The organism is Actinophytocola sp. NPDC049390 (genome assembly GCF_044466355.1).
In the GTDB taxonomy this organism is placed as follows: Bacteria; Actinomycetota; Actinomycetes; order Mycobacteriales; family Pseudonocardiaceae; genus Actinophytocola.
On the sequence record NZ_JBITMQ010000012.1, the window covers coordinates 121,005 to 143,916 of the forward strand.

A 22,912-nucleotide genomic window follows, 5' to 3' on the forward strand; every position below is an offset into this window, starting at 1 on the left:
GCGCCGGCCGGCCCCGCAGCGGGCCGGCCGGCTCGGCTACCGGATCACAGGGCCTGCCAGAGCGCAGGGGTGCTCGGCGGCTCCCAGCCCGGCAGTGCCGTGTGGCTCTGCAAGGCCTGGTACGTAGTGCCGTTGTAGGTCACCTGGGATCCGGCCGCGTAGTACGTGCCGGTCGCCCACGTGCCACTCGCGGGCGGCTCCGTCGGCGGCGGCTCCTCCGACGGCGGCTCGGACGGCGACCCGCCACCCACTTGCAGGTCGACGCACGCGTAGAACGCGTTCGGGGTGTCGGCGATGTTCCACACGGCCAGCAGCTTCTGCCTGCCGCTCGCGCCACCGAGGTTCACGGTGTGCGAGAGCGTGGGCGGCGGCTGCTGGTTGTTGCCAGAGAACTCCGCGACCTTGGTGTTGCCGAGAAAGTACTGGAAGTTGCTCGTCGAGTGCCGGGCGGTGAACGTCCACGTGAACGTGACCGTCGAGCCGACCGACGTGGCCCGCCACGGCTTGCTGTCGTCGTTGAGCTCCGCGAACCGGCTGACACCGCCGTTGCAGCTGCGCAGTCCCTTCGGCCCTTCGACCGACTGCGGTTCCCACTTGATCTCGCCACAGGACACCGTGCCCTGTGCGCACTGCGCCTGCCGTGACGGCGGGCTGGAGATGTAGCCGTGCGCGTTCGCGGTCGCCGCTGGGAGCACCACGAGCCCCAGTGGCGCGATGGTTGCGGCGGTCGAGAACAAGACCAGTTTTCTTTTCAGGCTCATGATCCAATCTCCCGGTACGCAGGGGTGTTTCCGGAGATGTGGTCTAGACCACACGTATGGTTTAGACCATATTGGTTCCGCAGTCAACCTGTCGCACTCCGTGACCGGTCAAGAAAGGGCTAGGCTCCGCGCATGGGGGACACCGCCGAGAAACACCTCGTGTACTGCCGGATCGTGCGGGACGGAGCCGTGCTCTACCTGCGGCGGGCGCCCGGGGTGTTCCGCGCCGGGCAGTGGGAGCTGCCCGGCGGCACCGTCGAACCCGGTGAGCCGCACGAGATCGCCGCCGTGCGGGAGGTCGCCGAGGAGACCGGGCTCGCCGTCCACGTCACCGGTGAGCGCGGGCGCCACACGTGGATGGACATCGGCGGCAAGGATCTCCGCATCCACGCGCGGGTGTTCGACGTCGACGAGGGCGCGCCCCGCGACGTGGTCCTCCACGACGGCGAGCACGACGAGTTCACCTGGCTCACCGACCCCGCCGGCCTGGACCTGGCCGACCACTTCCGAGCCTGAACTCCACCGGTCCTCGAGCCGCACGTGGTGCCGTGGACCGGTGGTGGTCGCCGTCTTCCTCGGCACGTTCATGTCGCTGCTCGACGTGAGCGTGGTCAACGTCGCCCTGCCCGCGATGCAGCACGAGCTGTCCGCCGGCTTCAGCACCATCCAGTGGGTCGTCGACAGCTACACCCTGTGCCTGTCCGCGCTGATCCTCACCGGCGGCTCCCTCGCCGACCGCTTTGGCCGCAAACGTCTCTACCTCGGCGGGCTCGGGGTGTTCGTGCTCGGCTCGCTCCTGTGTGCGGTCGCGGCCTCGACCACCTTGCTGATCGTCGGCAGGCTCGTGCAGGGGGTCGGCGCGGCCGCGGTCGCGCCGGGAGCGCTCTCCCTGCTGGTGCAAGGGTTTCCGGAGACGCGGCAGCAGGCGCGGATGATCGGGCTGTGGGGCGCGTGTGTCGCGCTCGCGGTGGTCGTCGGGCCGCTCGTCGGCGGCGTGCTGACCGACGCGTTCGGCTGGCCCGCGATCTTCCTCATCAACCTGCCGCTGGGTGCGGTCGCGATCGTCGCGGGGCTGCGTGGCATCACCGAGTCCGCCGATCCCGCGCACGCCGGCGCCGACCCCGCCGGGCAGGTCCTCGCGGTCGGCTGGCTCGCCGCGTTGACCTACGCCGTGCTCGAGGCCGGGCACCGCGGCTGGGACTCGCCGCTGATCCTGTCGCTGCTGGCGCTCGCGGTCGTGTTGTTCGCGGTCTTCGTCGTGGTGGAGCGGAAGGTCGCGCGGCCGATGCTGCCCGCGGGCCTGTTCGCGCGGCCCCGGTTCGCGGTCGTGACGTTCTCGTCGTTCGTGCTCGGGTTCGGCGCGTACGGCAGCTTCTACCTGCTTTCCCTTTTCCTGCAACAGGTCCAGGGTGCGTCCGCGGCGGAGACGGGTGTGCGCTTCCTGCCGTACTCGCTCGGTATCGCGGCGGGGTCGGTGCTCGGCGGGCGCATCGGCGGGGACCGCGTGATGCTCGCCGGCTACACGATGATCGGCGGCGGCCTGCTGTCGCTGTTGCTGGTCCAGCCGGAGAGCGGTTACCCGCTGATCGGCGTCCTGTTCGCGGTGCTCGGCGTCGGCATGGGATTCGCGATCACCACGACCAACTCGGCCGGGGTGTCGGCCGTGGGCCGCGAACGGTCCGGCACGGCCGCCGCGACGGTCAACGCCGCCCGGCAGACCGGCACCGCGCTGGGCATCGCCGCACTCGGCGCGATCGTCAACGCCAACCTCGGCACCAAGTCCGGTGCTGACTTCGCCGCCGGGTTCACCACCGGGTTGCACTGGGCGCTCGTCCTCGCGGGCGGGTTGACGCTGGTGGCCGCCGCGCTCGTCGCCGCCGGGCAGAGAGCGCTCTCCCAGTCTGACTACGACATTGCGGGGCCCGCCGACCGCGGGGTGTAATGGCCGCGGGGGTGCGTCATGACCGAGAGCCCGTTCGCCGTTCGCTCCGCATCGCCTGCCACGCTCGGGAGAGCGCTCGCCGCCATGGGCAGGGACCGGCCCGTCGTGTTCGACGACCTCATGGCCGCGCCGCTTGTGTTGCGGCACAAGGACGTCTCCGCCGCGCTGCGCGACAGCACCGTGTTCAGCACCGCCTTCTACGGCACCCCGCCGATGGAGACGATGATGATCGCCCACAACGGGCCGGCGCACCTGCGGCAGCGGCGCATCCACAACCGGTTCTTCAGCCCGGTCGCGTCCGCGCGCTACACCGACCGGGTCCGTGCCGTCGCCGGGAGAGCGGTCTCCCGGCTGCGCGGCCGCACTCGGGCCGACCTGGTCGACGACATGATCGCCCGCTACCCGATGGCCGTGTTCGTCGACCTGCTCGGCATCCCCGACGACCTCGGCGACCGCGGGCTCGCGCTGGTCCGCGCCATCGTCACCTGGCTCGGCTCACCGATGAACGAGGAACTCGCGGAACCGGGCAGGACAGCGTTCTCCGAGCTGCGTGCCCACACCGAGACGCTCGTCGACCCGGCCGACCCCGGCGACAACCTGCTCGGCGACGTCGTCCGCGCCCACCTCGCCGAGGGCGCCTTCTCCGCCGACGAGTGCGTGATGGCCGTGATCTCCCTGCTGCTCGGCGGTTTCGAGACCACCATCCAGATGTTGTCCGGCACCCTCGCGAGCCTGCTGCTCAACGGGAGAGCGCTCTCCGCCGTTCGCGCCGACCACGACCTGATCGACGGCGCCATCGAGGAGGCGTTCCGCTGGGCCAACCCGTCCGCGGGCCTGTACCGGCTCGTCACCGAGGACACCGAGCTCGCCGGTACCACCTTCACCCAGGGCAGCATGGTCTACCTGTGCATCGCGGGCGCGCACTTCGACGAGACCGTGCACCACGACCCGGACACCTTCGACCTCGGCCGGGGCGCGAGCCATCTCGGGTTCGGTCTCGGCCCGCACTACTGCGCGGGCGCGCCGCTCGCCCGCATCGAGGTCCGCGCGGCGGTCGAGACGCTGCTCGACGAGTTCCCCGACCTGCGGCTCGACCCGGACGACCCGCCCGTCTTCCACTACGGCGCACGGGGCTTCGTGCAGCACGGCACCGAGAAGCTCAGCGTGCTGCTCTGAGCTGACGGTTGTGCACACGACCCAGCAGCAGCTGTGCCAGCACCGCACCGCACAGCGCCAGGAACATGTCCCACTGCGTGTCCCACACATCCCCCTGCGTGGCGAGGAACGCGTCCGCGCCCGCGCCGAGGATGACCGCCGACGCCCACTCCACGAACTCGAAGCACGCGGAGATCGCCAGGCACACCGCGGTGGTGAGCGTGAACGTCCACCCGCCGCGCCGCAGGGGAGTGAGCCGCAGCAGCAGCTCCCGCACGAGCACCGCGGGCACGAACCCCTGCACGAAGTGGGCGAACCGGTCGTAGTGGTTGCGCGACAGGTCGAACCGGTCGCGGAACCAGTCGCCGAGCGGCGTCTCCGCGTACGTGTAGTGGCCGCCGTAGCAGAGCACGACCGCGTGGCACACGAGCAGCCAGCACACGAGCCGGGAGAGCGGGAACCGCCGCCGGAACACCAGCACCAGCGGCGCCCCGACGAGGACCCAGACCACCTCGAGCGCCCACGTGCCGATGCTCTTCGCGCCGATCGCCGACCACACCAGCGCCACGACGACGATCCCGACGAGCAGCACACCTTCCCGTCGCGAGACCGTGGTCACACGGTGATCGTAAGGCGGCGTCGCGAAACCGGCTCGGCGGGCGATACTCCCGGCATGAAGATCCGCCTCGTCATCGGCGCTCTCGCCGCGGTCGCCGCGTGGTTCGTGTTGCGGGACTGGGCCTACGTCTCCGGCGACATCGAGTGGACCTGCTACGGCAACGGCGAGTGCGGCACGAACGACGGGCGCGTCATGCTCGTGGTCGCGGGCGTCGCACTCGCGGTCCTGGCGTTGGTCCTGCTCGCGACGGTGCTGCGGGTCGCCGGGGTCGGGTTGATGCTCGCCGTCGCGCCGCTGGCCATGGTCTCGGGCTGGGAGGCGGCGTTCGCGGACCGCCAGGTCGAGGTGCTGTCGGACCAGGTCGGCTTCTGGCGGGTCGTCGCCATCGTCGGCGGTGTCGTCGCGGTGCTCGGGCTGCTGATCGAGTGGCGGCTGCCCGGACCGACCTGGCGGCTCCTCGGCTGGGCGCGCGTGCCCGCGGAGCTGGACGACTTCCGCGACGGGATGGCGACGCTGTCGTTCACCGACCTCGAAGGGCGCCCGCACGCGGTCCGCGTGCGGGCCCCCGAGCAGCTGCGCGGACAGCCGGTCCGCGCGTACTACCTGGTCCGCGACCCGTCCAGGGCCCGTCCCGCACCGGGGAAGCAGCCGGTGCTGACCACGAACGACAAGGACGACGACGACTCGTTGTCCACCGAGCTGACGCGCCTCGCCGCCCTGCACGCGGAGGGTCACCTGACGGACGTGGAGTTCGAGCAGGCCAAACGGCGCGTTCTGGACCGGTGACTACATCCGCGACTCGCCCTTCCTGATCGCCGTCCGGATCCGCTGGTAGGTGCCGCACCGGCAGATGTTGCGCAGCCCGTCGAGGTCGGCGTCGGTGATCGCGCGGCCTTCCTCGCGGGCCTTCCGCACGAGCGCGACCGCCGCCATGATCTGGCCCGGCTGGCAGTAGCCGCACTGCGAGACGTCCTCCTCCAGCCACGCCTCCTGCATGGGGTGCAGGTCGCGGCCGACCGTGGCGGGCAGGCCCTCGATGGTGGTGATCTCGTCGGACTCCTTGATCGCCGACACCGGCACCGCGCACGGGTTGAACGCCTTGCCGTTGATGTGCGAGGTGCACGACTTGCAGACGTTGAGTCCGCAGCCGTACTTGGGGCCCATGACGCCGAGGATGTCGCGCAGCACCCACAGCAGCCGCACGTCGTCGGCGACCTCGACGGTGACCCGGGTGCCGTTCAGCGAGAACGTGTGTTGTGGCACGGAAGTCTCCTAATAGCTGTGGTCGAGGCCGTCGGTCGGCGACTGCGGGGTGGACGGTTGCAGCGGGAACGGCTCGAAGCCGAGCGTGCCGTGGTTGATCGGGAAGCTCGTCGGCATCGTGCCGGTGGCGCGGGCGTACGCGCAGGCCACCGCGGCGGCCGCGGGTGCGACACCCAGCTCACCGGCGCCGCTCGGGGTGTCACCGGTCGGCGGCATCACGACCACCCGCACGTCCGGCGGCGTGTTCCACTGCCGGGTGTAGAAGTAGTCGTCCCAGCTGCCTTCGAGCGGGATGCCGTCCCTGATGTGGAGGCTGGACGTCAGCGTCAGCGCGATGCCGTCGTTGAGGCAGCCGATCATCTGCGCCTCCAGGCCGCGCGGGTTGAGCGCCAGCCCGGCGTCGACCACGATCGTCGCCTTCGTGACCCGCGGACCGGTCACGCCGTGCTCGATGGGCCGGTTCACGGTCTCCGGCCTGCAGTCGATCTCCACCAGCATGGCCACCGCGCCGCGGTACTCGGCGTGCAGCGCGATGCCCTGCGCGGTGCCGTCCGGCATCGCCCTGCCCCACTGGCCGACCTCGACGGCCTTGTCCAGCACCGCGCGCAACCTGCGGTCCTTGAGGAACTCGCGACGGAACGTGACCGGGTCCTTGCGCATCTTCGCCGCCAGCCGGTCGACGACCAGCTCCATCGCGGTGACCACGTTGGGGGAGTAGATGTTGCGCATGCTGCCGGTGTTGAACTTGAGCGGGATCTCGTTCAGCAGCTGCGTGACGACCCCGAAGTTGTACGGCACCGACTGGCTCAGCAGGAACACCGACTCGGCGAACGACAGGTTCCCCGCGATCGGCAGCTCCGCGGCGGTCGCGGTGATCATCTCGCCGAGGCCGTGGCCGAAGTCGGTCTCCGAGCTGGTGTGCCGCTGCTCGAAGGTCAGCACGTTGCCCAGCAGGTAGGTGGCCCGCACGTTCGAGATGCACATCGGGTGCGTGCGGCCCTGCCGGAAGTCGTCGGTGCGGGACCACGACAGCTTGACCGGCTTGCCCATCTTCTGCGAGATCTCCGCGGCCTCGACGGCCACGTCGTCGAACAGGTGCCGCCCGAACGAGCCACCACCCGGCACGACGTGCACGACGACCTTGTCGATCGGCAGCCCCAGCTTGGCCGCGATGTTCTTCTGCGCGACGATCGGCACCTTCAGCGTCGACCAGACCTCCGCGCGGTCGGACCGCACGTCCGCGATCGCGTTGTCCGGTTCGAGCGGCGCGTTGGAGGCGAAGGCGAACGTGAACTCGGCGTCGACGGAGACCGAGCCGAGCGGCGGCACGGCGAGGGGGAGCCGCGCCTTCTTCAGCTTGGCGAGGACGGTCTCGTCGGACTCGCCCGCGACCGTGCCGGGGTGCCAGTCCACCTCGAGCGCCCGCAGCGCGTCGATGCACTGGCCGAACGTGTCACCCCGCACCGCGACGCCGTAGGTGACCACGGCGACGTCGGTGATGCCCGGCATGGCCTTCACCGCGTCGAGGTTGTGCACGGCCTTCGGGGTGCCGTTGATCGTCGGCGCCCTGCGCACCATGCACGGCTTCGCGCCGGGCACCCGCAGGTCCATGCCGAACTGCTTGCGGCCGGTGACGGCTTCGAGCGCGTCGATCCGGTTGTGCGGCTTGCCCAGCACCCGGAAGTCCGCGGGTGCCTTGAGGTCGGCGGACACCTGGATCGTCGTGTCGCTGGCCGCGGCCGTCGTGAGGTCGCCGTAGGTCGCGGTCCGCCCGCTCGTGTGGGACAGCACCCCGTCGCGGGTCGCGACCTCGTTCTCCGGCACCCCCCACCGCGCGGCCGCCGTGCGGATCAGCCGCTGCCGCGCGATCGCGGCCGCCGTGCGGACCGGTGTGTAGATGCTGCGCACCGAGTTGGAGCCGCCGGTGAGCTGGTTCATCAGCAGTTCGGGACGCGCGTCGGCGAGCGTGATGCGGATCTTCTCGACGGGCAGGTCCAGTTCCTCGGCGATCATCATCGCGACGGTCGTGGTGATGCCCTGGCCGACCTCACACCGGTGCAGCGCGAACGAGGCGGTGCCGTCCTCGTTGACCCGCACCGAGATCAGCCCTGAGGTGGGCGCGGCAGCGAGGTTCTGCAGGTCACCCAGGTCGAAGAGGTCCTCCGGCTGCGGCGGTGAGGGGATGGCCGCCTCGGCGCTGTCGAAGCCACCCGCGGCCCAGGTCACGCCGACGGCGAGCGTGGGGGCGGCGATGAGGTAACCGAGGAACCGCCTGCGGGTGGGGTTCTCCGGCGAACGACGTTGTTCTGCCATGGTCGCGGAGTGTGTCACGTCACATACGCCATGAGAAGGAACGCCATGCCTACGTTTGGGCGTATCCGGTTGTGCACCGTGCACAGGTGGTTACGCGAGTGGCCCTGGCGGCAGGAGCCACGACGCACGCAGGGCCAGCGAAAGCTCCAGGTGAGCGGCCGTGTCGGCCAGGTCGAGGCCGGTGATGGTCTCGACCCGCCGCAGCCGGTTGATCACCGTGTTGCGGTGGCAGTGCACGGCGTTCGCGGTCTGGTTGATCGAGCCGCCGGTCTCCAGCCACGAGTTGAGCGTGTCGAGCAGCAACCGTCGCTCGGCCAGCGGCACCTTCAGCAGCGGGCCCAGCCGCCGCTCGATCAGCGCCTCCGCCAGCGCGGGCGCGCTGAGCAGCAACGCCTCCGGCAGCCGGTCGGCGAGCGCGGCGACCTCCACCCGGCCCGGCGGCACGGTGTTGCGCGCCAGCACCGCCTGCCGGTACGCGACGTCCACGTCGGCGAGCGACGGCACGGTCATCGACACGCCGACCGGAACCCGCGGGTCCGCACGCAGCACCCGCAGCGCGACGGTGGTGTCGGCGACGGCGAGCAACCCGACGAGCGTGCCCGCCCGCGCCTGCCACACCGACACGACGCCCGCCTCGGCGAGCCCGCACTCGAGCGCCGAGCCGGTCCGGTTGTCGCCCGTTTCGGCATCGAGGACGACCACCGTGTACGGCCCGTCGACCGGCACCCCGATGCTCTGCGCGGCCTGCAACGCGAACGCGGGTTCCTTCGCGCGGCCGTGCAGCAGGCCTTCCCACAGTGTGGCGCGGCGCTGCTCGTCGACGCGCACCAGCTCGCGTTCCGTTGCGTGGTAGGCGATCGCGACCTGCGCGGACGTGTCGTCGACGACCGTCCACACCCACGACGCGAGGTTGAGCAGCTCGTCCGGGTCGGCCAGCTCACCGGCGCGGGCCCGGTGGATCAGCGCCTCCCACACCAGGCGTCCGCCGAGCCGGAATGAGCGCAGCACGTCGTCCAGCGGCATGCGCTGCTGGGCCCGCTGCCGCCCGGTCGCGCGGGCCGCGTCGTAGAGGTCGGTGCCGTCGGGTTCCTCACCGGCCGCGCGGGAGACCAGCTGCAGCACGCGGGTGAGGTTGTCGTGGCAGGACTGCCAGAGGTCGTGCGGCGGGACGACCTTCATGCGGCGGTAACCCGGGTTCTGCTCGCCGATGAGCGTGACGAGGGCGTCGGTCAGCTCCGGAACGCGCGACAGCACGTCCGCCACCAGGGACGTCGCGGTCCGGGTACCGACGCGGTGGGGCAGTTCGGTCATCCCGGATAGAGGATCGCACAGCCGCTCAAGCGGGTCTGGTCGCCCGGACCACCGCCGCCATGTCGTCGTCCTGGTCCCCGGCCGCCGCGAACAGCTTCTCCAGGGCCGCGACCAGGTCCGTCGCCACGCCCGCGTCGGCCGCGGCCGCCCGGATCAGGCCCGCGTCCTTGGTCGCGCCGCTCAGCGCGAACGCGGGGGTGAAGTCGCCGGACAGCATGGCCTTGCCCTTGAGCTGCGCGTACCCGGAGTCGAGTGGGCCGCCCGCGATGAGGTCCAGGAACTGGCGCGGGTCGAGCCCCAGCCCTTCCGCCAGTGCGACGCTCTGCGCGGTCGCCGCCGTGATCGACAGCACCCACGCGTTGGCGACGAGCTTCAGCCGGTGCCCGCCGCCCGGTTCCTCGCCGGCCCACACGACCTTGGCGCTGATCGCGTCGAGCACCGGAGCGATCCGGTCACGTGCTTCCGGCGGCCCGGCCGCGAGCACGGTGAGCTGCCCGTTCTCGGCGGGCTGACGGGTGCCGAGCACGGGGGCGTCGACGAAGGTGATGCCGTGCCGCGCGGCGAGGTCCGCGAGTTCGGCCGTCTCCTCGAGCCCGACGGTGCTGGTCTGCAGCCACACCGCGTCGCGGCGCAGCGCGGGCAGCGCCGTCCGCATGACGGTGGCGACCGACTCGGCGTCGAACAGCATGGTGACCACGACGTCCTTGTCCCGGACGGCGGCCGTGACGTCCTCGGCGACGGGCAGCCCGAGCGCACGGGCCTTGTCGGCGGAACGGTTCCAGACGGTGACGTCAACTCCGGCGCGGGCGAGGCTGCGGCCCATGCCGGAACCCATGATCCCGGTGCCGAGCAGTGCGACAGTGGTCATGCCCGCCAACCTAGTCCGGCGGGCGCCCGGGCCCGCTCGGCCTCCGGCCCCCGGAATCCATGCTACCGGCGCCCACTGACACAAATCCCCGGCCGACGCCGCCGTTGTGGACAACCGCCGCACCTGTGGACAACCCCGGCCCACAGACCCGGAACTGTCGTTCCCTTGCGGTAGCGTGGATTCCGGGGGCCGGCGGCCGTCGCCTGTGGACAACCGACCCCGGAACGTCGGTGCTGCCGCGTAAAATGGACACCGGGGGCCGGAGGCCACTCCCCGTGACGAATCCCCGTCACCCGGACAGCGGTTGCCGCCTCCCGCGCCAGGAAGCCACGGTGATCGTCATGAGGCGGTTACTGGTTTTCGGAGCAACGGTGCTCACCGCGGCACTGGTCACCTCGAGCACGGCCACGTCCACCCCACCCGCGAGCCACGCGCCCGGCGGCTGGGTCGGGACCTGGGCGGCGTCCCCCGGCGCGGGCGTCGCCGGCACGGAGAACGGCTACCCGAACTTCTCGATCCGCAACGTCGTCCACACGAGCGTCGGCGGCACGAAGGCCCGCGTGCGGTTGTCCAACACCTTCGGCAGAGCCCGGCTGACCCTCGGCCACGTCACAATCGCCGTCGCCCAGTCCGGCACCTCGCCCGCCGCGAGACCCGGCACCATGCGCACGGTCACGTTCGGCGGCCACCGCGACGTCGTCGTGCCCGCGGCCGCCGAGGTGCTGAGCGACCCGGTCGACCTCGTCGTGCCCCGCGACAGCGACCTGCTCGTCACCACCTACACCCCGACCCCGTCCGGCCCCGTCACCTACCACGCGTTCACCGCGCAGACCTCGTTCTTCACCCGTACCGGCGACTTCGCCGACCAGGAGTCCGGTGCCGCGTTCACCGAGCGGACAGGCGTCTGGCACTACGTCAGCGGCGTCGACGTCCTGTCGACGGCACCCGGCTCCGTCGCGATCCTCGGCGACTCCATCACCGACGGCGTCGGCTCCGCGACGGGCGCCAACAACCGCTGGCCCGACCTGCTCTCCGACCGCCTCCGCGGCAGGCTCGGTGTGCTCAACGCGGGCATCAGCGGCAACCGGCTCCTGCTCGACGTCCCCGGCAGCGCCTTCGGCCGGAACGCGCTCTCCCGGCTCGCCGACGACGTGCTCAGCCAGGGCGACGTCCGCACACTGATCGTCCTCGAGGGCATCAACGACATCCAGCAGGACCCGCACCAGACCGACCCCGCGATGATCATCTCCGCGTACCGGCAGGTGATCGCGCAGGCCAAGGCCCGGGGCATCCGCGTCATCGGTGGCACGCTCGTGCCGTTCAAGGGCTGGCGCGTGTGGGACGAGACCCTCGAGGCGACGCGGCAGGCGGTGAACGACTTCATCCGCCACGGCCACGAGTTCGACGCGGTGATCGACTTCGACAGGGCGCTGCGCGATCCCGCGGACCCGCTGCGCATGCTGCCCGCCTACGACAGCGGTGACCACCTGCACCCCAACGACGCCGGCTACCGCGCGATGGCGGACGCCGTCGACCTGTCACTGCTGTAGCCATGCCTGCATGATCAGGGCATGGAGATCACGACCTGGTACCTGGAGCAGCGCGGCCCGGACGAGCTGAACGCGGCTCGTCCGGCGCCGGTCACCGTCACCCGCGCCGAGGTGGTGAGCCCGGAGCTGAACCGCTTCCTGTACACGGCGGTCGGCGGTGACTGGTTCTGGCTCGACCGTCTCGGGTGGACGTGGCAGCAGTGGCACGACTGGCTGTCGCGGCCCGGCGTGGAGACCTGGGTCGCCTACCGGCGCGGGACTCCCGCCGGGTACGTCGAACTGGCCGCCGCCGGTGGCGAGGTCGAGATCGTGTACTTCGGTCTGCTCCCGGCGTTCGTGGGGCAGGGCATCGGCGGTCACCTGCTCACCGTCGCGTTGCGGCGGGCATGGGAGCTGACCGGTGAGCGGGTGTGGGTGCACACCTGCTCGCTCGACGGGCCCGCGGCGCTCGCGAACTACCAGGCGCGCGGCATGACGCTCTACCGGACGGAAACGACGGACGAGGCGATGCCCGCGGAACCGCCCGGGCCGTGGCCGGGTGCCCGGGGTCAGTAACGCGCGCCTGTGAAGGTGACCTTCAGGCTGTACAGGGAACCGCCTGCCGTGATGAACAGGTCGTTGCGCCGCGCGCCGCCGAACGCGACGTTCGACACCGGCTCGGGGAGCAGGAGCTTGCCGAGCAGCGTGCCGTCCGGGTGGAAACAGTGCACCCCGTCCCAGGCGGCGGCCCACACGCGGCCCATGTCGTCGAGGCGGATGCCGTCGAACCGGCCGAAGTCGCACTCGGCGAAGATCTCGCCACCGGCCAGCGTGTTGTCGTCGAGGACGTCGAACACCCTGATGTGGCTGGGTTCCTGGCGCGTGTCCACCACGTACAGCCTGCGCTCGTCGGGGGAGAACGCCAGGCCGTTGGGGCGGCAGAAGTCCGTCGCCACCGCGGTGACCGTGCCGTCGAGGTCCAGGCGGTACACGTGGCACGCGCCGATCTCGCTCTCGGCGCGGTGACCCTCGTAGTCGTCGGCGATGCCGTAGCTCGGGTCGGTGAACCAGATCGTGTCGTCCGCGCGGACGACGACGTCATTGGGGCTGTTGAGCCGTTTCCCGTGCCAGTGCGTGGCGAGGACGGTGATCGTGCCGTCGTGCTCGGTGCGGGTGACGCGCCGGGCGCCCTGCTCGCACGTGATCAGCCTGCCCTGGCGGTCGATCGTGTTCCCGTTGGCGTGGCCGGTGTTCTCGCGGAACACGCCGACCGCGCCGCTCGTCTCGTCCCACCGCAGCAGCCGCTCGTTCGGGATGTCGCTCCACACGAGGTAGCGCCCGGCGGGGAAGTAGACCGGCCCCTCGGACTTGCGGGCGTCGGTGTGGAGCCGCTGGACCACGAAGTCGCCGTCGAGACGGGCGAACCGCTCGTCGACGAGTTTGAACTCGGCTGGGATGGTGTTCGACATGACCGCGACTCTACCGAACGAGATATGGTGAACAAGTGGATGAGTTGGATCAGATTCTGTTGAGCGCGCTCCGTGTGGACGCCACCCAGTCGTACGCGACGCTCGGGAAGCTGGCGGGTCTCTCGGCGGGCGCCGCCCATGAACGGGTGCGCAAGCTGCGGGAGCGCGGTGTCATCCGCCGCACCACCATCGACGTCGACCCCGTCGCCGTCGGACGGCCGGTGCTGGCGTTCGTCCTGGTCGAGGCGAACGCCTGGATGGGGGAGGAGGCGACGCACGCCGCACTGCGGGAGCTGCCGGAGTTGGAGGAGGCACACGTCATCGCCGGGTCCGCGGCCCTGCTGGTGAAGGTCCGGACCGGCACGACCGAGGAACTGCAGGACGTGCTGCGCAGGCTCTTCATGATCGACGGCGTCAGTGGCACGCAGACGATCGTGGTGCTGGAAACCGTGTTCGAGGGGGCCGGCGGTCCGCAGGCCCCCTCGAACGGCTAGATGCTGTCGCAGGTCGCCATCGCGAACGCGCCGGACGCGGTCGCGGTCTTCACGACCTCGCCGTCGACCGTCAGCTTGCAGGTCACGCTGCCGCCGTCGGCGCCGGTCGAGACGATCAGCTGACCGTCCTTGATGATGCCGGTGGTCGTGACCTCCTTGCGCCACGGCAGCTTCGTGACGGTCTCCTGGTTGGTGGTCATCTCGTCGCCGTAGGTCGAGTAGGTGATGTCCGCGGACGGCGCGTCGCCGGTCACCTCGTACACGATCACGGCTTCGCGGTTCGCCTCCTCCCGCACGTCGTCGACGGCCTTGTTCCACACGGCCACCCACAGCACGCAGATGACGAGCCCGACGATCGACACCACGAGCCCGGCGATCGAGAGCCCCTTGTTCGTCGCGCGGCCCTTGGCGGCCTTGCTGATGCCGACGGCGGAGAAGATGATCCCGAGGATCACGAGCGGCCAGGCCACGACACCGATCAGCGGGATGAACGAGAACAGGAGCCCGATGAGGCCGACGACGAATCCGGCGGTGCCAAGGCCGTTGCTCGGCCTCGCGGTGGGCTGCTGCGGCGGGTTCGGGGCGTACTGGGTCACGGAAGGTCCTTTCGGGAAAAAGTGATGCCGCGAATGCAAGCAATCAAGGCGCGGTGATCGCGTCGTACGCAGGCCGTCAGGCGTTACGACTTTCGATGTAATCCATCTCATCGGAACGGTCGATGAGGACGCGCCGAGGTGGTCCGTACGCTCTGCGCATGGGACGGCGGGTGCTCGGCGTGGTGATCACCGTGATCGCGGTGGCGGTCAGCGTGGTGAGCAGCTTCTACGCGTTCGGCGCCGACGGCTACGTGCCACCGGACCGCAACCTGCACCCGACTGTCCTCACTGTCCTTTCCTTCCTCGCGGCCATCGGCGCGGCGGTGATGTTGTGCTGGCGGCACCAGAAACCGGAGCTGGTGCTCGGCATCGCACTGGTGCCCGCGTTCCTGGCGTCGGACTCGCTGGCGGCGCTCGTCGCACTCGCGGCCCTGGCCGCCACCCGCCGCGACCGCCTGCTCTGGCTCGCCGGTGCCCTCACCTACGCGGCGACGTCCTTGGCGGTGTGGCGCGACGCCGGCTGGCACCCCGAGGTGACGATCGCGGGCACGTGGGTACCGGCGACGGTGCCGGGCAACCTGATCGGCGTGCTGGTGACAGCGGCCGTACTGACGGCGATCCCGCTCACGGTCGGCATCCTGCGAGGCACGCGAGCGGACCTCAGACAGCGCGAACTACGCGAGTCGGCGCTGCGGGACGAGATGACCCGTCAGGAAGAGCGCTCGCGCATCGCCCACGAGATGCACGACGTGCTCGGCCACCGTCTCTCGTTGCTGTCGCTGCAGGCAGGCGCCCTGGAGGTCACCGACCAGACGTCGACGAGCGAGGTCGCCCGCACCGTACGCACGACCGCGAAGCAGTCACTGGACGACCTCCGCCAGGTCATCGGCGTGCTGCGCGACGGCAGGGACTTCCAGCTGTCGTCGGGCCCGGCACCCACACTGACGGACCTCCCCGCACTCGTGGCGGAAACCAGGAAAGCCGCCGTGGCGGTCAACCTGACCGTGCTGCTCGACCAGGCGGGAAGCACCCCCGCACCGTTGGGCATGGCGGTGTACCGGATCGTGCAGGAGTCACTGACCAACCTCCTGCGCCACGCCCCAGGCGCCCCCGCGGACGTGACGGTCCGCGGCGGCCCGGGCGGGGGCGTGACCCTGGAGGTCGTGAACCCGCTGGTCCCGGCCGCCCCGAACCCGGGCAGCGGCACCGGCCTCACCGGCATCTCCGAACGCGTGACCGCGCTGGGCGGCACCGTGTCGGCAGGCCCGACACCCGAGGGGACGTTCGCGGTACGCGCCTGGCTCCCGTGGCAACCGACGTGACCCTACGATGTCCCGGTGACTCAGCTGCGGGTGCTGCTCGTCGACGACGACCCGCTCGTGCGTACCGGCTTGTCGATGATCCTGGGCAGTGCCCCGGACATCGAGGTGGCCGGCGAGGCGAGCGACGGGGACGAGGCCGTCACCCGCGTACGCGCGACGGCCCCCGACGTCGTGATCATGGACATCCGCATGCGGCGCATGGACGGCCTGGCTGCCACGAAAGCCGTGACCGCCCTCACCGACGCACCCAAGGTCCTGGTGCTGACCACCTACGACCTCGACGAGTACGTGTTCGACGCCCTGGCCGCGGGCGCGAGCGGGTTCCTCCTCAAGGAGGGCTCGCCGCAGGAGATCATCGACGCCGTCCGCACCGTCGCCAGGGGTGACGTCATGCTGTCACCCGGCACCACCCGCAAACTCGTGGGTCACTTCGTCGCGGCCCGGGCGAACCCCCGCCGACAGCGTGCCGTGACCAGACTGGCCACCCTCTCGGACCGCGAACGCGAAGTCGTCACCGCCGTCGCCCAGGGAAAGTCGAACGCCGACATCGCGGCCGAACTCTTCCTCAGCGAGGCGACCGTGAAGACCCACATCACCAGGACCTTCGCGAAGCTCGACATCACCAACCGGGTCCAACTGACGATCTTCGCCTACGAAGCGGGCATGGTCACCCCGTAGCACCCGGCCGAGACCGTCGCGACGGCCCGGGACCGCCCCGAGGTTGGTGCTCTTCCGGGGCTGGTACCGGCGCGGAATCGGCGTAGCTCCTGGACCGGTGCTGCGATCACAGGCGTGGGTCCACCGGCTCCGACTCCAGTGCCAGCACCGCGAACACGGGCTCATGCACTCGCCACAACGGCTCCTCCTCCACAAATCTCGTCAACGACTCGATCCCCAATGCGTACTCACGCAACGCCAGCGACCGCTTCCGGCCCAGCACCCGCTGCCGCAAGCGCCGCAGGTGCTCCGGCTCCGTGTAGTCGGGGCCGTAGATGATGCGTAAGTACTCCCTGCCCCGGCACTTCACGCCCGGCTGCACCAGCTTCCCGGCCACGGACGGGTCGGCGGGCTTCACCACCATGCCCTCGCCGCCCGCGTCCGTCAGCGACGTCCACCACTCGACACCAGCCGCCACCGACGTCTCGTCCGACAGGTCCACCGTCAGTCGCCGCGTCCGGCGTAACAGCTCAGGATCTGCCGCCACCAGCCGGTCCAGGACGTCCACGTGCCACGACCGCGGCTGCGTCGCGTGCACGTGCCCTTCCGCGGCCAGCACCGTGAACGGCGCCAGCGACACCCCGTCCAGCCCGTCGACCGGCCAGCAGTACCGGCCGTACGCCTCGACGTAGGCCCGCGCGTTCGACAGCCGGGACCGCTGGCGCGCCAACAGGTCCGCCACGTCCGCGCCCCGGGCCGACGCCTGCTCCAGTGCGGACACCGCCGTCGGCAACGCCGCCGTCGCCGCCGCACCCACCGGCGCGTACTGCCGTCGCAGCAACTGGCCCGCCTTCGCCGACCACGGCAACAACTCCGCGTCGAGGATCACCCAGTCGCTGTCCACGGTGGACCACAGGTCGGCCGCGGTCGCGGCCGCGCGTAACCGGTCCAGGAACGCTGTCGGTTCGGGAAAGAACGCACGGCCCGTTCGTGTGTAGACCGCACCGGCTCCGCCGTCGAGCGCACCGAACCGCCGCTCGCCGACCGCGGCGTCGCGGCACAGCACGACGACCGCCCGTGATCCCATGTGCTTCTCCTCGCACACGACCTCGGGTACGCCGTCGGCACGGTAGGCGTCGAACGCCTCGAGCGGATGCTCCAGCATTCCGTCCACAGTGGAGGTCGCGCACGGCGCCATCGTCGGTGGCAGGTACGGCAACCACTGCGGTGCGATCGCGAACCGGCTCATCACCTCGAGCGCGCCCGCCGCGTTCTCCTCGCGCACCTTGAGCCTGCCCATCAGACGCGCCTCGACGTGCCGGGTGCCGAGGACGTCGTCGATCCGCAACATGTCCGGTGCACGCGTGGGTGCGTCGAGCGGCTTGGCCGGCTCGTAGTGCACGCGCTCGGCGGGCACCGACACCAGCTCCTTCGACGGCCACCGCAGCGCGGTCAGCGTGCCGCCGAACACGCAGCCGGTGTCCAGGCAGATGGTGTTGTTGATCCACTCCGCCTTCGGCACCGGTGTGTGCCCGTACACGACGGTGGCCGCGCCGCGATAGTCGTTCGCCCACGGGTAACGCACCGGAAGGCCGTACTCGTCGGTCTCGCCCGTCGTCTCGCCGTACAGGCAGAACGAGCGCACCCGTCCGGACGAGCGGCCCTGGTACTCCTCCTTGAGCCCGGCGTGCGCCACGACGAGCTTCCCGCCGTCCAGCCGGTAGTGGCTCACGAGCCCGTACATGAACTCCCGCGCGTTCTTGCGGAACTCCTCGGTCTCCTCGGACAGCTGTGCCAGGGACTCCGCCAGCCCGTGGGACACGCGCACGTCGCGGCCGTCGAGGGCGCGCACGAGCTTGCTCTCGTGGTTGCCGGACACGCAGAGCGCGGTACCCGCCGCGACCATGCCCATCACCAACCGCAGCACGCCAGGGGTGTCGGGGCCCCGGTCGACGAGGTCGCCGACGAACACCGCGGTGCGGCCCTCCGGGTGGAACGCGCCGTCCGCGCTGACCACGTATCCCAGCCGCGTCAACAGGGTCACCAGCTCGGAGTGGCAGCCGTGTACGTCGCCGATGATGTCGAACGGCCCGGTCAGCTCACGCTTGTCGTTGTACGCCCTCTCGTACTCGATCGCCACGTCCTCGTCCGGGGACAGCACGTGAACCTTGCGGAACCCCTCCTTCGCCAGGTGCCGCACGGATCGCCGCAGCGCCTCGTGCTGGCGGCGGATCACGTGGTCGGGCAGATCGCGGTGCCCGCGGTTGCGCTCCCGGAGCACGGCGAGCGGTACGTCGAACACGATCGCGACCGGCAGCACGTCGTGGTCGCGGGCGAGCGCGACGAGCTTCGCGCGGTCGTCGCGCTGCACGTGCGTGGCGTCGACGACCGTGATCCGCCCGGACCGCAATCGTTTGCCCGCCACGTAGTGCAGTGCGTCGAACGCGTCGTGGGTCGCCGACTGGTCGTTCTCGTCGTCGGCGACCATCGCGCGGAACGCGTCCGACGACAGCACCTGCGTCGCCGCGAAGTGGTCGCGCGCGAAGGTCGACTTGCCGGAGCCGGTGACACCGACGAGCGCGACGAGGCTCAGGTCGGGTACGGCGATGGTGCGAGTCATGCCGACCTCCTCGTGAACACGGCGAGCTGTGTCGGCGCGCCGACTTCCTGGTCGACCGGGCCGACCGGAACGAGCCGGACGTCGTAGCCGTGTGCCGCGCACACGCCGTCCGCCCACGCGGCCATCTCGGCGCGCGTCCACTCGAAACGGTGGTCCGCGTGCCGGAAGTGGCCTGCCGGCAACGTTTCCCAGCGCACGTTGTACTCGGCGTTCGGTGTCGTCACGAGCACGTGCCGGGGCTTGGCCGATCCGAAGACGGTCGCCGCCAGCGCGGGCAGCCGTGGTGGGTCGACGTGCTCGACCACTTCGGACAGCACAATCGCGTCGAACCCCTCGATCCGCGCGTCGGCGTAGGTGACCGAGCCCTGGTGCAGGGTGACGCGCTCGCGCTGCCGCTCGGCGAACCGGTCGACACGGCGGGCCGCGGTGCGCAGCGGGCGCGCGGCGACCTCGACACCGACGATCTCGGTGAGGGTCGGCTCCGTGACCAGTTCGCGCAACAGCCGCCCCTCACCGCATCCCATGTCGACGACGCGGCGCGCACCGAGGGAACGCAGCTCGTCCACGATCGCCTCCCGCCGCAGCTGCGCCAGCGACGGCTCGCGCTCCGGCTGCTCCTGCTCCTCGGCGTCCTCCGCGGGCCGGTCGTCCAGCTCGGTCAGCCGTGCGAGCGCTTCGACGGTGAAGCGCCGTTTGTGCGCGAGGTAGCGGGCGGTGATCAGCTCGCGGTCAGGGTGTGTCGCGAGCCAGTTCCTGCCCGCTCGCAACAACTTGTCCACCTCGTCCGCCGCGACCCAGTAGTGCTTGGCGTCGTCGAGGACGGGCAGCAGCACGTACAGCTGGGTCAGCGCGTCCGCGAGCCGCAGCGTGCCGGTGAGGCGCAGGTCCGCGTACGGGCTGTCGCCCCAGTCGGGGAACGCCGGATCGAGCGGCACGCGCGTGGCGTCGACGGTCCAGCCCAGTGGTGCGAACAACCGCTCCGCGAGCGCGCCGGGACACGCCGGAAGGCGGATCTCCAAGGGAATCCGAGTCTCGGCGAGCTCGGGGCGGGCGTCGCAGCGGCCGCGCATCGCCGTGCCGAACACCTTTCCCAACGCGACCGCCAGTAACGACGACGCCGCGTACGGCCGGTCGTTCACGTACTGGCCGAGCGTGTCGCCGCCCTTGCGGACCAGGCCGACCGGGTCGATCTCCAGTAACAGCGACGCGGTGGTGCGTTCCGGCGTCACCTCCGGGTAGAAGACGTGGGCGGTGCCGGTCGACACGTCGAACCGCTGCGTGCGGTCCGGGTGTTTGTGCAGCAGGTACCCGAGGTCCGTCGCCGGGGTGTGTGTCGTGGTGACGCTGAGGAACATGCGATCGAGTAAACACGAACGGTCCGACAGCGTCCGCCGCTTTTGTGATCTGATGGCGGCGATGAACGACCGCCTGACCGCTTTCGGTAACCAGCTCATTGATTCGCACATACGTTTGAGGGAACTGCTCGGCGAACTTCGTGACGGGACGTACGCGGGAGTCGACCTGGCGACTCATTGCTTGACGTTCTGCTCGATCCTGACGGCCCACCACTCGGCCGAGGACGACGAGGGATTTCCCGTGCTCGCAAGGCATTTCCCGGAGCTGGGGCCGGTGCTGACCGAGCTGAGTCGTGATCATCGCCAGGTCGCCGAGGTGCTCGATCGGCTGAAAGCGGTGTCCACGATGGATGTCGAGACCGCTGAGCGCGAGCTGGACACACTGGCCGCGTTGCTGGAAACGCACCTGGTCTACGAGGAGAAGAAGCTCGTCGCGGCGCTCGACCGGCTACGTCCGACGGACGAGGAGGCGCGGGCGGTCGCGCGAGCCGTGACCCTGGCGCGGCGGCGTTAGTCCGTGCGCGGCCACGGTGTGCCCTGCAGGGTTTCGATGCGTTCGTTCAACGCGCGCAGCAGGCGGTAGAGGTCGGCGCAGTCCGCATCCGCCCACTCCGCGATCACCTTGCCCAGGCCCGTGCGGTAGCGCTCGCGGTCGGCCGCCAGGCGGGTCGCGCCGGTCGTGGTGATGCGCAGCCGCCGCGCCGCGCCGCCGTCCGGGTCGGGTATCCGGTCCACCAGCCGCTCCCGGAGCATCGCGTGGACCTGGCGCGTCACCGTGGAGATCTCCAGTTGCAGACCGGTCGCCAGTTCGCGGGCCGTCATCGGGCCGGTGGCGTCGATGCGGCTCAGCATCAGGTAGGCGGACCGTTCGAGCACACCCTTGGCCGTCGTGGCGAGTTGGTGTCGGCTGACCAGCGTCAGCTCGCGTTCGATCGCGTCAAGGAGGTGTTCTCTACCTCGCATCGTCCAGTCCTCGATGGTCGGATGTGTACCGTACACATGTGCGCCCTGGGATCGTCGTCGCTGTGCTGGCGAGCTGTGGTCTCGTCGCGTCGTTCATGCAGACCCTCGTCATCCCGCTGATCCCGAGCCTGCCCGCGATCCTGCGCACTGACGCGTCCGGCGCGTCCTGGGTCATCACCGTCACGTTGCTCGCCGCCGCGGTGATCATGCCGGTCAGCGGGCGCCTCGGCGACCTCTACGGCAAGCGTCGCGTGCTGCTCGTCAGCGTCGCCGTGCTCGTCGCCGGGTCCGTGGTCGCCGCGCTCGCGAGCTCGCTCGTCCCGATGGTCGTCGGCCGTGGGCTGCAGGGCTGCGCGATGGGTGTCATCCCGCTGGGCATCAGCATCATGCGGGACATTCTCCCCGCGGAACGCGTCGGTACCGCCATCGCGACGATGAGCGCGACCCTCGGGGTCGGCGGCGCGATCGGGTTGCCGCTGTCCGCGGTCGTCGCGGAGTCCTCGTCGTGGCGGGTGCTGTTCTGGCTGTCCGCCGCACTCGCCGCCGTCTGCCTGACCTTGTTGTGGACGGTCGTGCCCGGTTCGTCCGTCCGCGCGTCCGGGCGGTTCGACGTGCTCGGCGCGCTGGGGCTCGGGGCGGGGCTGGTGTGCCTGCTGCTGGCGATCACCAAGGGCGGGACGTGGGGCTGGGGCTCGGCGACCACGCTGGGCCTGTTCGCCGCGGCGGTCGTCGTGCTCGCCGTCTGGGGTGTCCACCAGTTGCGCGTTCGCCACCCGCTGGTCGACCTGCGGGTGTCGGCGCGGCGGCCGGTCCTGTTCACGAACCTCGCGTCGGTGCTGGTCGGTTTCTCGATGTACAGCATGTCGCTGGTGCTGCCGCAGCTGCTGCAGGCGCCCGCGGCCACCGGCTACGGCCTCGGGCAGTCGATGGCCGCCGCCGGCCTGTGGATGGCGCCGGGCGGCCTGGTGATGATGGCGTTGTCGCCGGTGTCGGCGCGGATCACGCGCAGGCACGGCCCGCGCACGTCGCTGGTCGTCGGCACGTCGATCATCGCCATCGGCTACCTGCTCTCGACCCTGTTGCTGCACAGCGCGTTCGAGATCATGGTGGCCGGCATCGTCGTCAGCTCCGGCGTCGGCATCGCGTACGCGGCGATGCCCGGCCTGATCATGGGTTCGGTGCCCCTGCGGGAGACCGCGTCGGCGAACGGGTTGAACTCACTGGCCCGGTCCGTCGGCACGTCGGTGTCCAGCGCGGTGGTGGCGACACTGCTGGCGCACATGACGGTCACGGTGGGGTCGCTGACCGTGCCGTCGCTCACCGGTTTCCGTGTCGCGTTCCTGATCGCCGCGGGTGCGGCCGCGGTCGGGGTGCTGGTCACGCTGCTGGTGCCCCGTGTCCGCGACGGCTCCGGAGACGGCCTCGACGACGTGACCGCAGCGCCGGTCGCGGAGGACCGGCGCGAGCTCCAGGTGTAGGAACGTCCTGCCGTCCGCCGCCGCGGCGATGCCCTGTGCGTTCGTGCGCCCCGCGAGCCGTTCGTGATGACCGACCCGGAATCCCCGCTGGACCAGGGCTTGCTCGACCTGCCCGTGCAGCTCGCCCTGCTCGCCCGCGCCCGAGGAGACGACGGCGTCGATGCCGGGTGCGGTCGCGGCGGCGAAGCCGTGGAGCT

General features: G+C 70.7%; 22 protein-coding genes. 11 read left to right on the plus strand and 11 right to left on the minus strand.

Annotated features, from left to right (window positions below; all coding sequences use genetic code 11):
- Nucleotides 1–44 precede the first annotated feature (44 nt).
- Nucleotides 45–761: a lytic polysaccharide monooxygenase gene (locus ACIBVP_RS30310; protein ID WP_396109787.1), complete on the minus strand. Its 717-nt coding sequence runs from the start codon at nucleotides 759–761 to the stop codon at nucleotides 45–47.
- A 132-nt stretch (nucleotides 762–893) separates the two neighbouring features.
- Here ACIBVP_RS30310 and ACIBVP_RS30315 point away from each other — a divergent pair, with 132 nt between their 5' ends.
- From ACIBVP_RS30315 to ACIBVP_RS30325, 3 genes are read left to right on the plus strand one after another with little or no spacing between them, the layout of a single operon-like run.
- The gene (locus tag ACIBVP_RS30315) at nucleotides 894–1,277 is read left to right on the plus strand and encodes an NUDIX hydrolase (RefSeq protein ID WP_396109788.1); all 384 of its coding nucleotides are present in this window, start codon (nucleotides 894–896) and stop codon (nucleotides 1,275–1,277) included.
- A 40-nt stretch (nucleotides 1,278–1,317) separates the two neighbouring features.
- A complete protein-coding gene (locus tag ACIBVP_RS30320; protein WP_396109789.1) occupies nucleotides 1,318–2,703 on the plus strand; it encodes an MFS transporter in 1,386 nt (461 codons plus the stop codon).
- 18 nt (nucleotides 2,704–2,721) lie between these two features.
- Complete coding sequence (locus tag ACIBVP_RS30325) at nucleotides 2,722–3,879, plus strand: cytochrome P450 (protein WP_396109790.1); 1,158 nt, start codon at nucleotides 2,722–2,724, stop codon at nucleotides 3,877–3,879.
- Here the strand turns inward: ACIBVP_RS30325 and ACIBVP_RS30330 are convergent.
- The gene (locus ACIBVP_RS30330) at nucleotides 3,863–4,477 is read right to left on the minus strand and encodes a DUF2238 domain-containing protein (RefSeq protein ID WP_396109791.1); all 615 of its coding nucleotides are present in this window, start codon (nucleotides 4,475–4,477) and stop codon (nucleotides 3,863–3,865) included. The genes ACIBVP_RS30325 and ACIBVP_RS30330 overlap by 17 nt on opposite strands.
- 54 nt (nucleotides 4,478–4,531) lie before the next feature.
- Here ACIBVP_RS30330 and ACIBVP_RS30335 point away from each other — a divergent pair, with 54 nt between their 5' ends.
- Nucleotides 4,532–5,263, plus strand: coding sequence for an SHOCT domain-containing protein (locus ACIBVP_RS30335; RefSeq protein ID WP_396109792.1), 732 nt, complete (start codon nucleotides 4,532–4,534; stop codon nucleotides 5,261–5,263).
- Here the strand turns inward: ACIBVP_RS30335 and ACIBVP_RS30340 are convergent, their stop codons facing one another.
- The 4 genes from ACIBVP_RS30340 to ACIBVP_RS30355 form a co-directional block, all read right to left on the minus strand.
- A complete protein-coding gene (locus ACIBVP_RS30340; RefSeq protein WP_396109793.1) occupies nucleotides 5,264–5,740 on the minus strand; it encodes a (2Fe-2S)-binding protein in 477 nt (158 codons plus the stop codon).
- 9 nt (nucleotides 5,741–5,749) lie between these two features.
- A complete protein-coding gene (locus tag ACIBVP_RS30345) occupies nucleotides 5,750–8,053 on the minus strand; it encodes a molybdopterin cofactor-binding domain-containing protein (RefSeq protein ID WP_396109794.1) in 2,304 nt (767 codons plus the stop codon).
- A 90-nt stretch (nucleotides 8,054–8,143) separates the two neighbouring features.
- Nucleotides 8,144–9,364, minus strand: coding sequence for a PucR family transcriptional regulator (locus ACIBVP_RS30350; protein WP_396109795.1), 1,221 nt, complete (start codon nucleotides 9,362–9,364; stop codon nucleotides 8,144–8,146).
- A 25-nt stretch (nucleotides 9,365–9,389) separates the two neighbouring features.
- On the minus strand, nucleotides 9,390–10,232 hold the full coding sequence (locus ACIBVP_RS30355; protein WP_396109796.1) for an NAD(P)-dependent oxidoreductase: 843 nt from the start codon (nucleotides 10,230–10,232) through the stop codon (nucleotides 9,390–9,392).
- 341 nt (nucleotides 10,233–10,573) lie between these two features.
- Between ACIBVP_RS30355 and ACIBVP_RS30360 the strand changes: the two genes are divergently transcribed.
- Together ACIBVP_RS30360 and ACIBVP_RS30365 are read left to right on the plus strand one after the other, a co-directional pair.
- The gene (locus ACIBVP_RS30360; RefSeq protein ID WP_396109797.1) at nucleotides 10,574–11,782 is read left to right on the plus strand and encodes an SGNH/GDSL hydrolase family protein; all 1,209 of its coding nucleotides are present in this window, start codon (nucleotides 10,574–10,576) and stop codon (nucleotides 11,780–11,782) included.
- 21 nt (nucleotides 11,783–11,803) lie between these two features.
- Nucleotides 11,804–12,337 carry a GNAT family N-acetyltransferase gene (locus ACIBVP_RS30365; RefSeq protein ID WP_396109798.1) on the plus strand — a complete coding sequence of 178 codons (534 nt, stop codon included), beginning with the start codon at nucleotides 11,804–11,806 and terminating at the stop codon, nucleotides 12,335–12,337.
- On the opposite strand, the gene ACIBVP_RS30370 is transcribed toward ACIBVP_RS30365, so the two are convergent.
- Nucleotides 12,331–13,230, minus strand: coding sequence for an SMP-30/gluconolactonase/LRE family protein (locus ACIBVP_RS30370; protein ID WP_396109799.1), 900 nt, complete (start codon nucleotides 13,228–13,230; stop codon nucleotides 12,331–12,333). The genes ACIBVP_RS30365 and ACIBVP_RS30370 overlap by 7 nt on opposite strands.
- A gap of 35 nt (nucleotides 13,231–13,265) precedes the next feature.
- Here ACIBVP_RS30370 and ACIBVP_RS30375 point away from each other — a divergent pair, with 35 nt between their 5' ends.
- Nucleotides 13,266–13,724, plus strand: a complete 459-nt coding sequence (locus ACIBVP_RS30375; RefSeq protein ID WP_396109800.1) for an Lrp/AsnC family transcriptional regulator — start codon at nucleotides 13,266–13,268, stop codon at nucleotides 13,722–13,724.
- Here the strand turns inward: ACIBVP_RS30375 and ACIBVP_RS30380 are convergent.
- Entirely contained in the window at nucleotides 13,721–14,320 is a 600-nt protein-coding gene (locus ACIBVP_RS30380) for an MmpS family transport accessory protein (protein ID WP_396109801.1), read from the minus strand. The genes ACIBVP_RS30375 and ACIBVP_RS30380 overlap by 4 nt on opposite strands.
- Nucleotides 14,321–14,478: 158 nt before the next feature.
- On the opposite strand from ACIBVP_RS30380, the gene ACIBVP_RS30385 reads away from it, so the two are divergent.
- Nucleotides 14,479–15,642, plus strand: coding sequence for a sensor histidine kinase (locus ACIBVP_RS30385; RefSeq protein WP_396109802.1), 1,164 nt, complete (start codon nucleotides 14,479–14,481; stop codon nucleotides 15,640–15,642).
- A gap of 30 nt (nucleotides 15,643–15,672) precedes the next feature.
- Nucleotides 15,673–16,320, plus strand: a complete 648-nt coding sequence (locus ACIBVP_RS30390) for a response regulator (RefSeq protein WP_396110010.1) — start codon at nucleotides 15,673–15,675, stop codon at nucleotides 16,318–16,320.
- A gap of 106 nt (nucleotides 16,321–16,426) precedes the next feature.
- On the opposite strand, the gene ACIBVP_RS30395 is transcribed toward ACIBVP_RS30390, so the two are convergent.
- Complete coding sequence (locus ACIBVP_RS30395; protein WP_396109803.1) at nucleotides 16,427–18,919, minus strand: polynucleotide kinase-phosphatase; 2,493 nt, start codon at nucleotides 18,917–18,919, stop codon at nucleotides 16,427–16,429.
- Entirely contained in the window at nucleotides 18,916–20,274 is a 1,359-nt protein-coding gene (locus ACIBVP_RS30400) for a 3' terminal RNA ribose 2'-O-methyltransferase Hen1 (protein ID WP_396109804.1), read from the minus strand. The genes ACIBVP_RS30395 and ACIBVP_RS30400 overlap by 4 nt, the downstream gene beginning before the upstream one ends.
- 52 nt (nucleotides 20,275–20,326) lie before the next feature.
- On the opposite strand from ACIBVP_RS30400, the gene ACIBVP_RS30405 reads away from it, so the two are divergent.
- Nucleotides 20,327–20,788: a hemerythrin domain-containing protein gene (locus ACIBVP_RS30405; protein WP_396109805.1), complete on the plus strand. Its 462-nt coding sequence runs from the start codon at nucleotides 20,327–20,329 to the stop codon at nucleotides 20,786–20,788.
- On the opposite strand, the gene ACIBVP_RS30410 is transcribed toward ACIBVP_RS30405, so the two are convergent.
- A complete protein-coding gene (locus ACIBVP_RS30410; RefSeq protein WP_396109806.1) occupies nucleotides 20,785–21,237 on the minus strand; it encodes a MarR family winged helix-turn-helix transcriptional regulator in 453 nt (150 codons plus the stop codon). The two genes, ACIBVP_RS30405 and ACIBVP_RS30410, sit on opposite strands and share 4 nt — an antisense overlap.
- Before the next feature lie 95 nt (nucleotides 21,238–21,332).
- Here ACIBVP_RS30410 and ACIBVP_RS30415 point away from each other — a divergent pair, with 95 nt between their 5' ends.
- Nucleotides 21,333–22,715 carry an MFS transporter gene (locus ACIBVP_RS30415; protein ID WP_396110011.1) on the plus strand — a complete coding sequence of 461 codons (1,383 nt, stop codon included), beginning with the start codon at nucleotides 21,333–21,335 and terminating at the stop codon, nucleotides 22,713–22,715.
- Nucleotides 22,716–22,912: the final 197 nt, after the last annotated feature.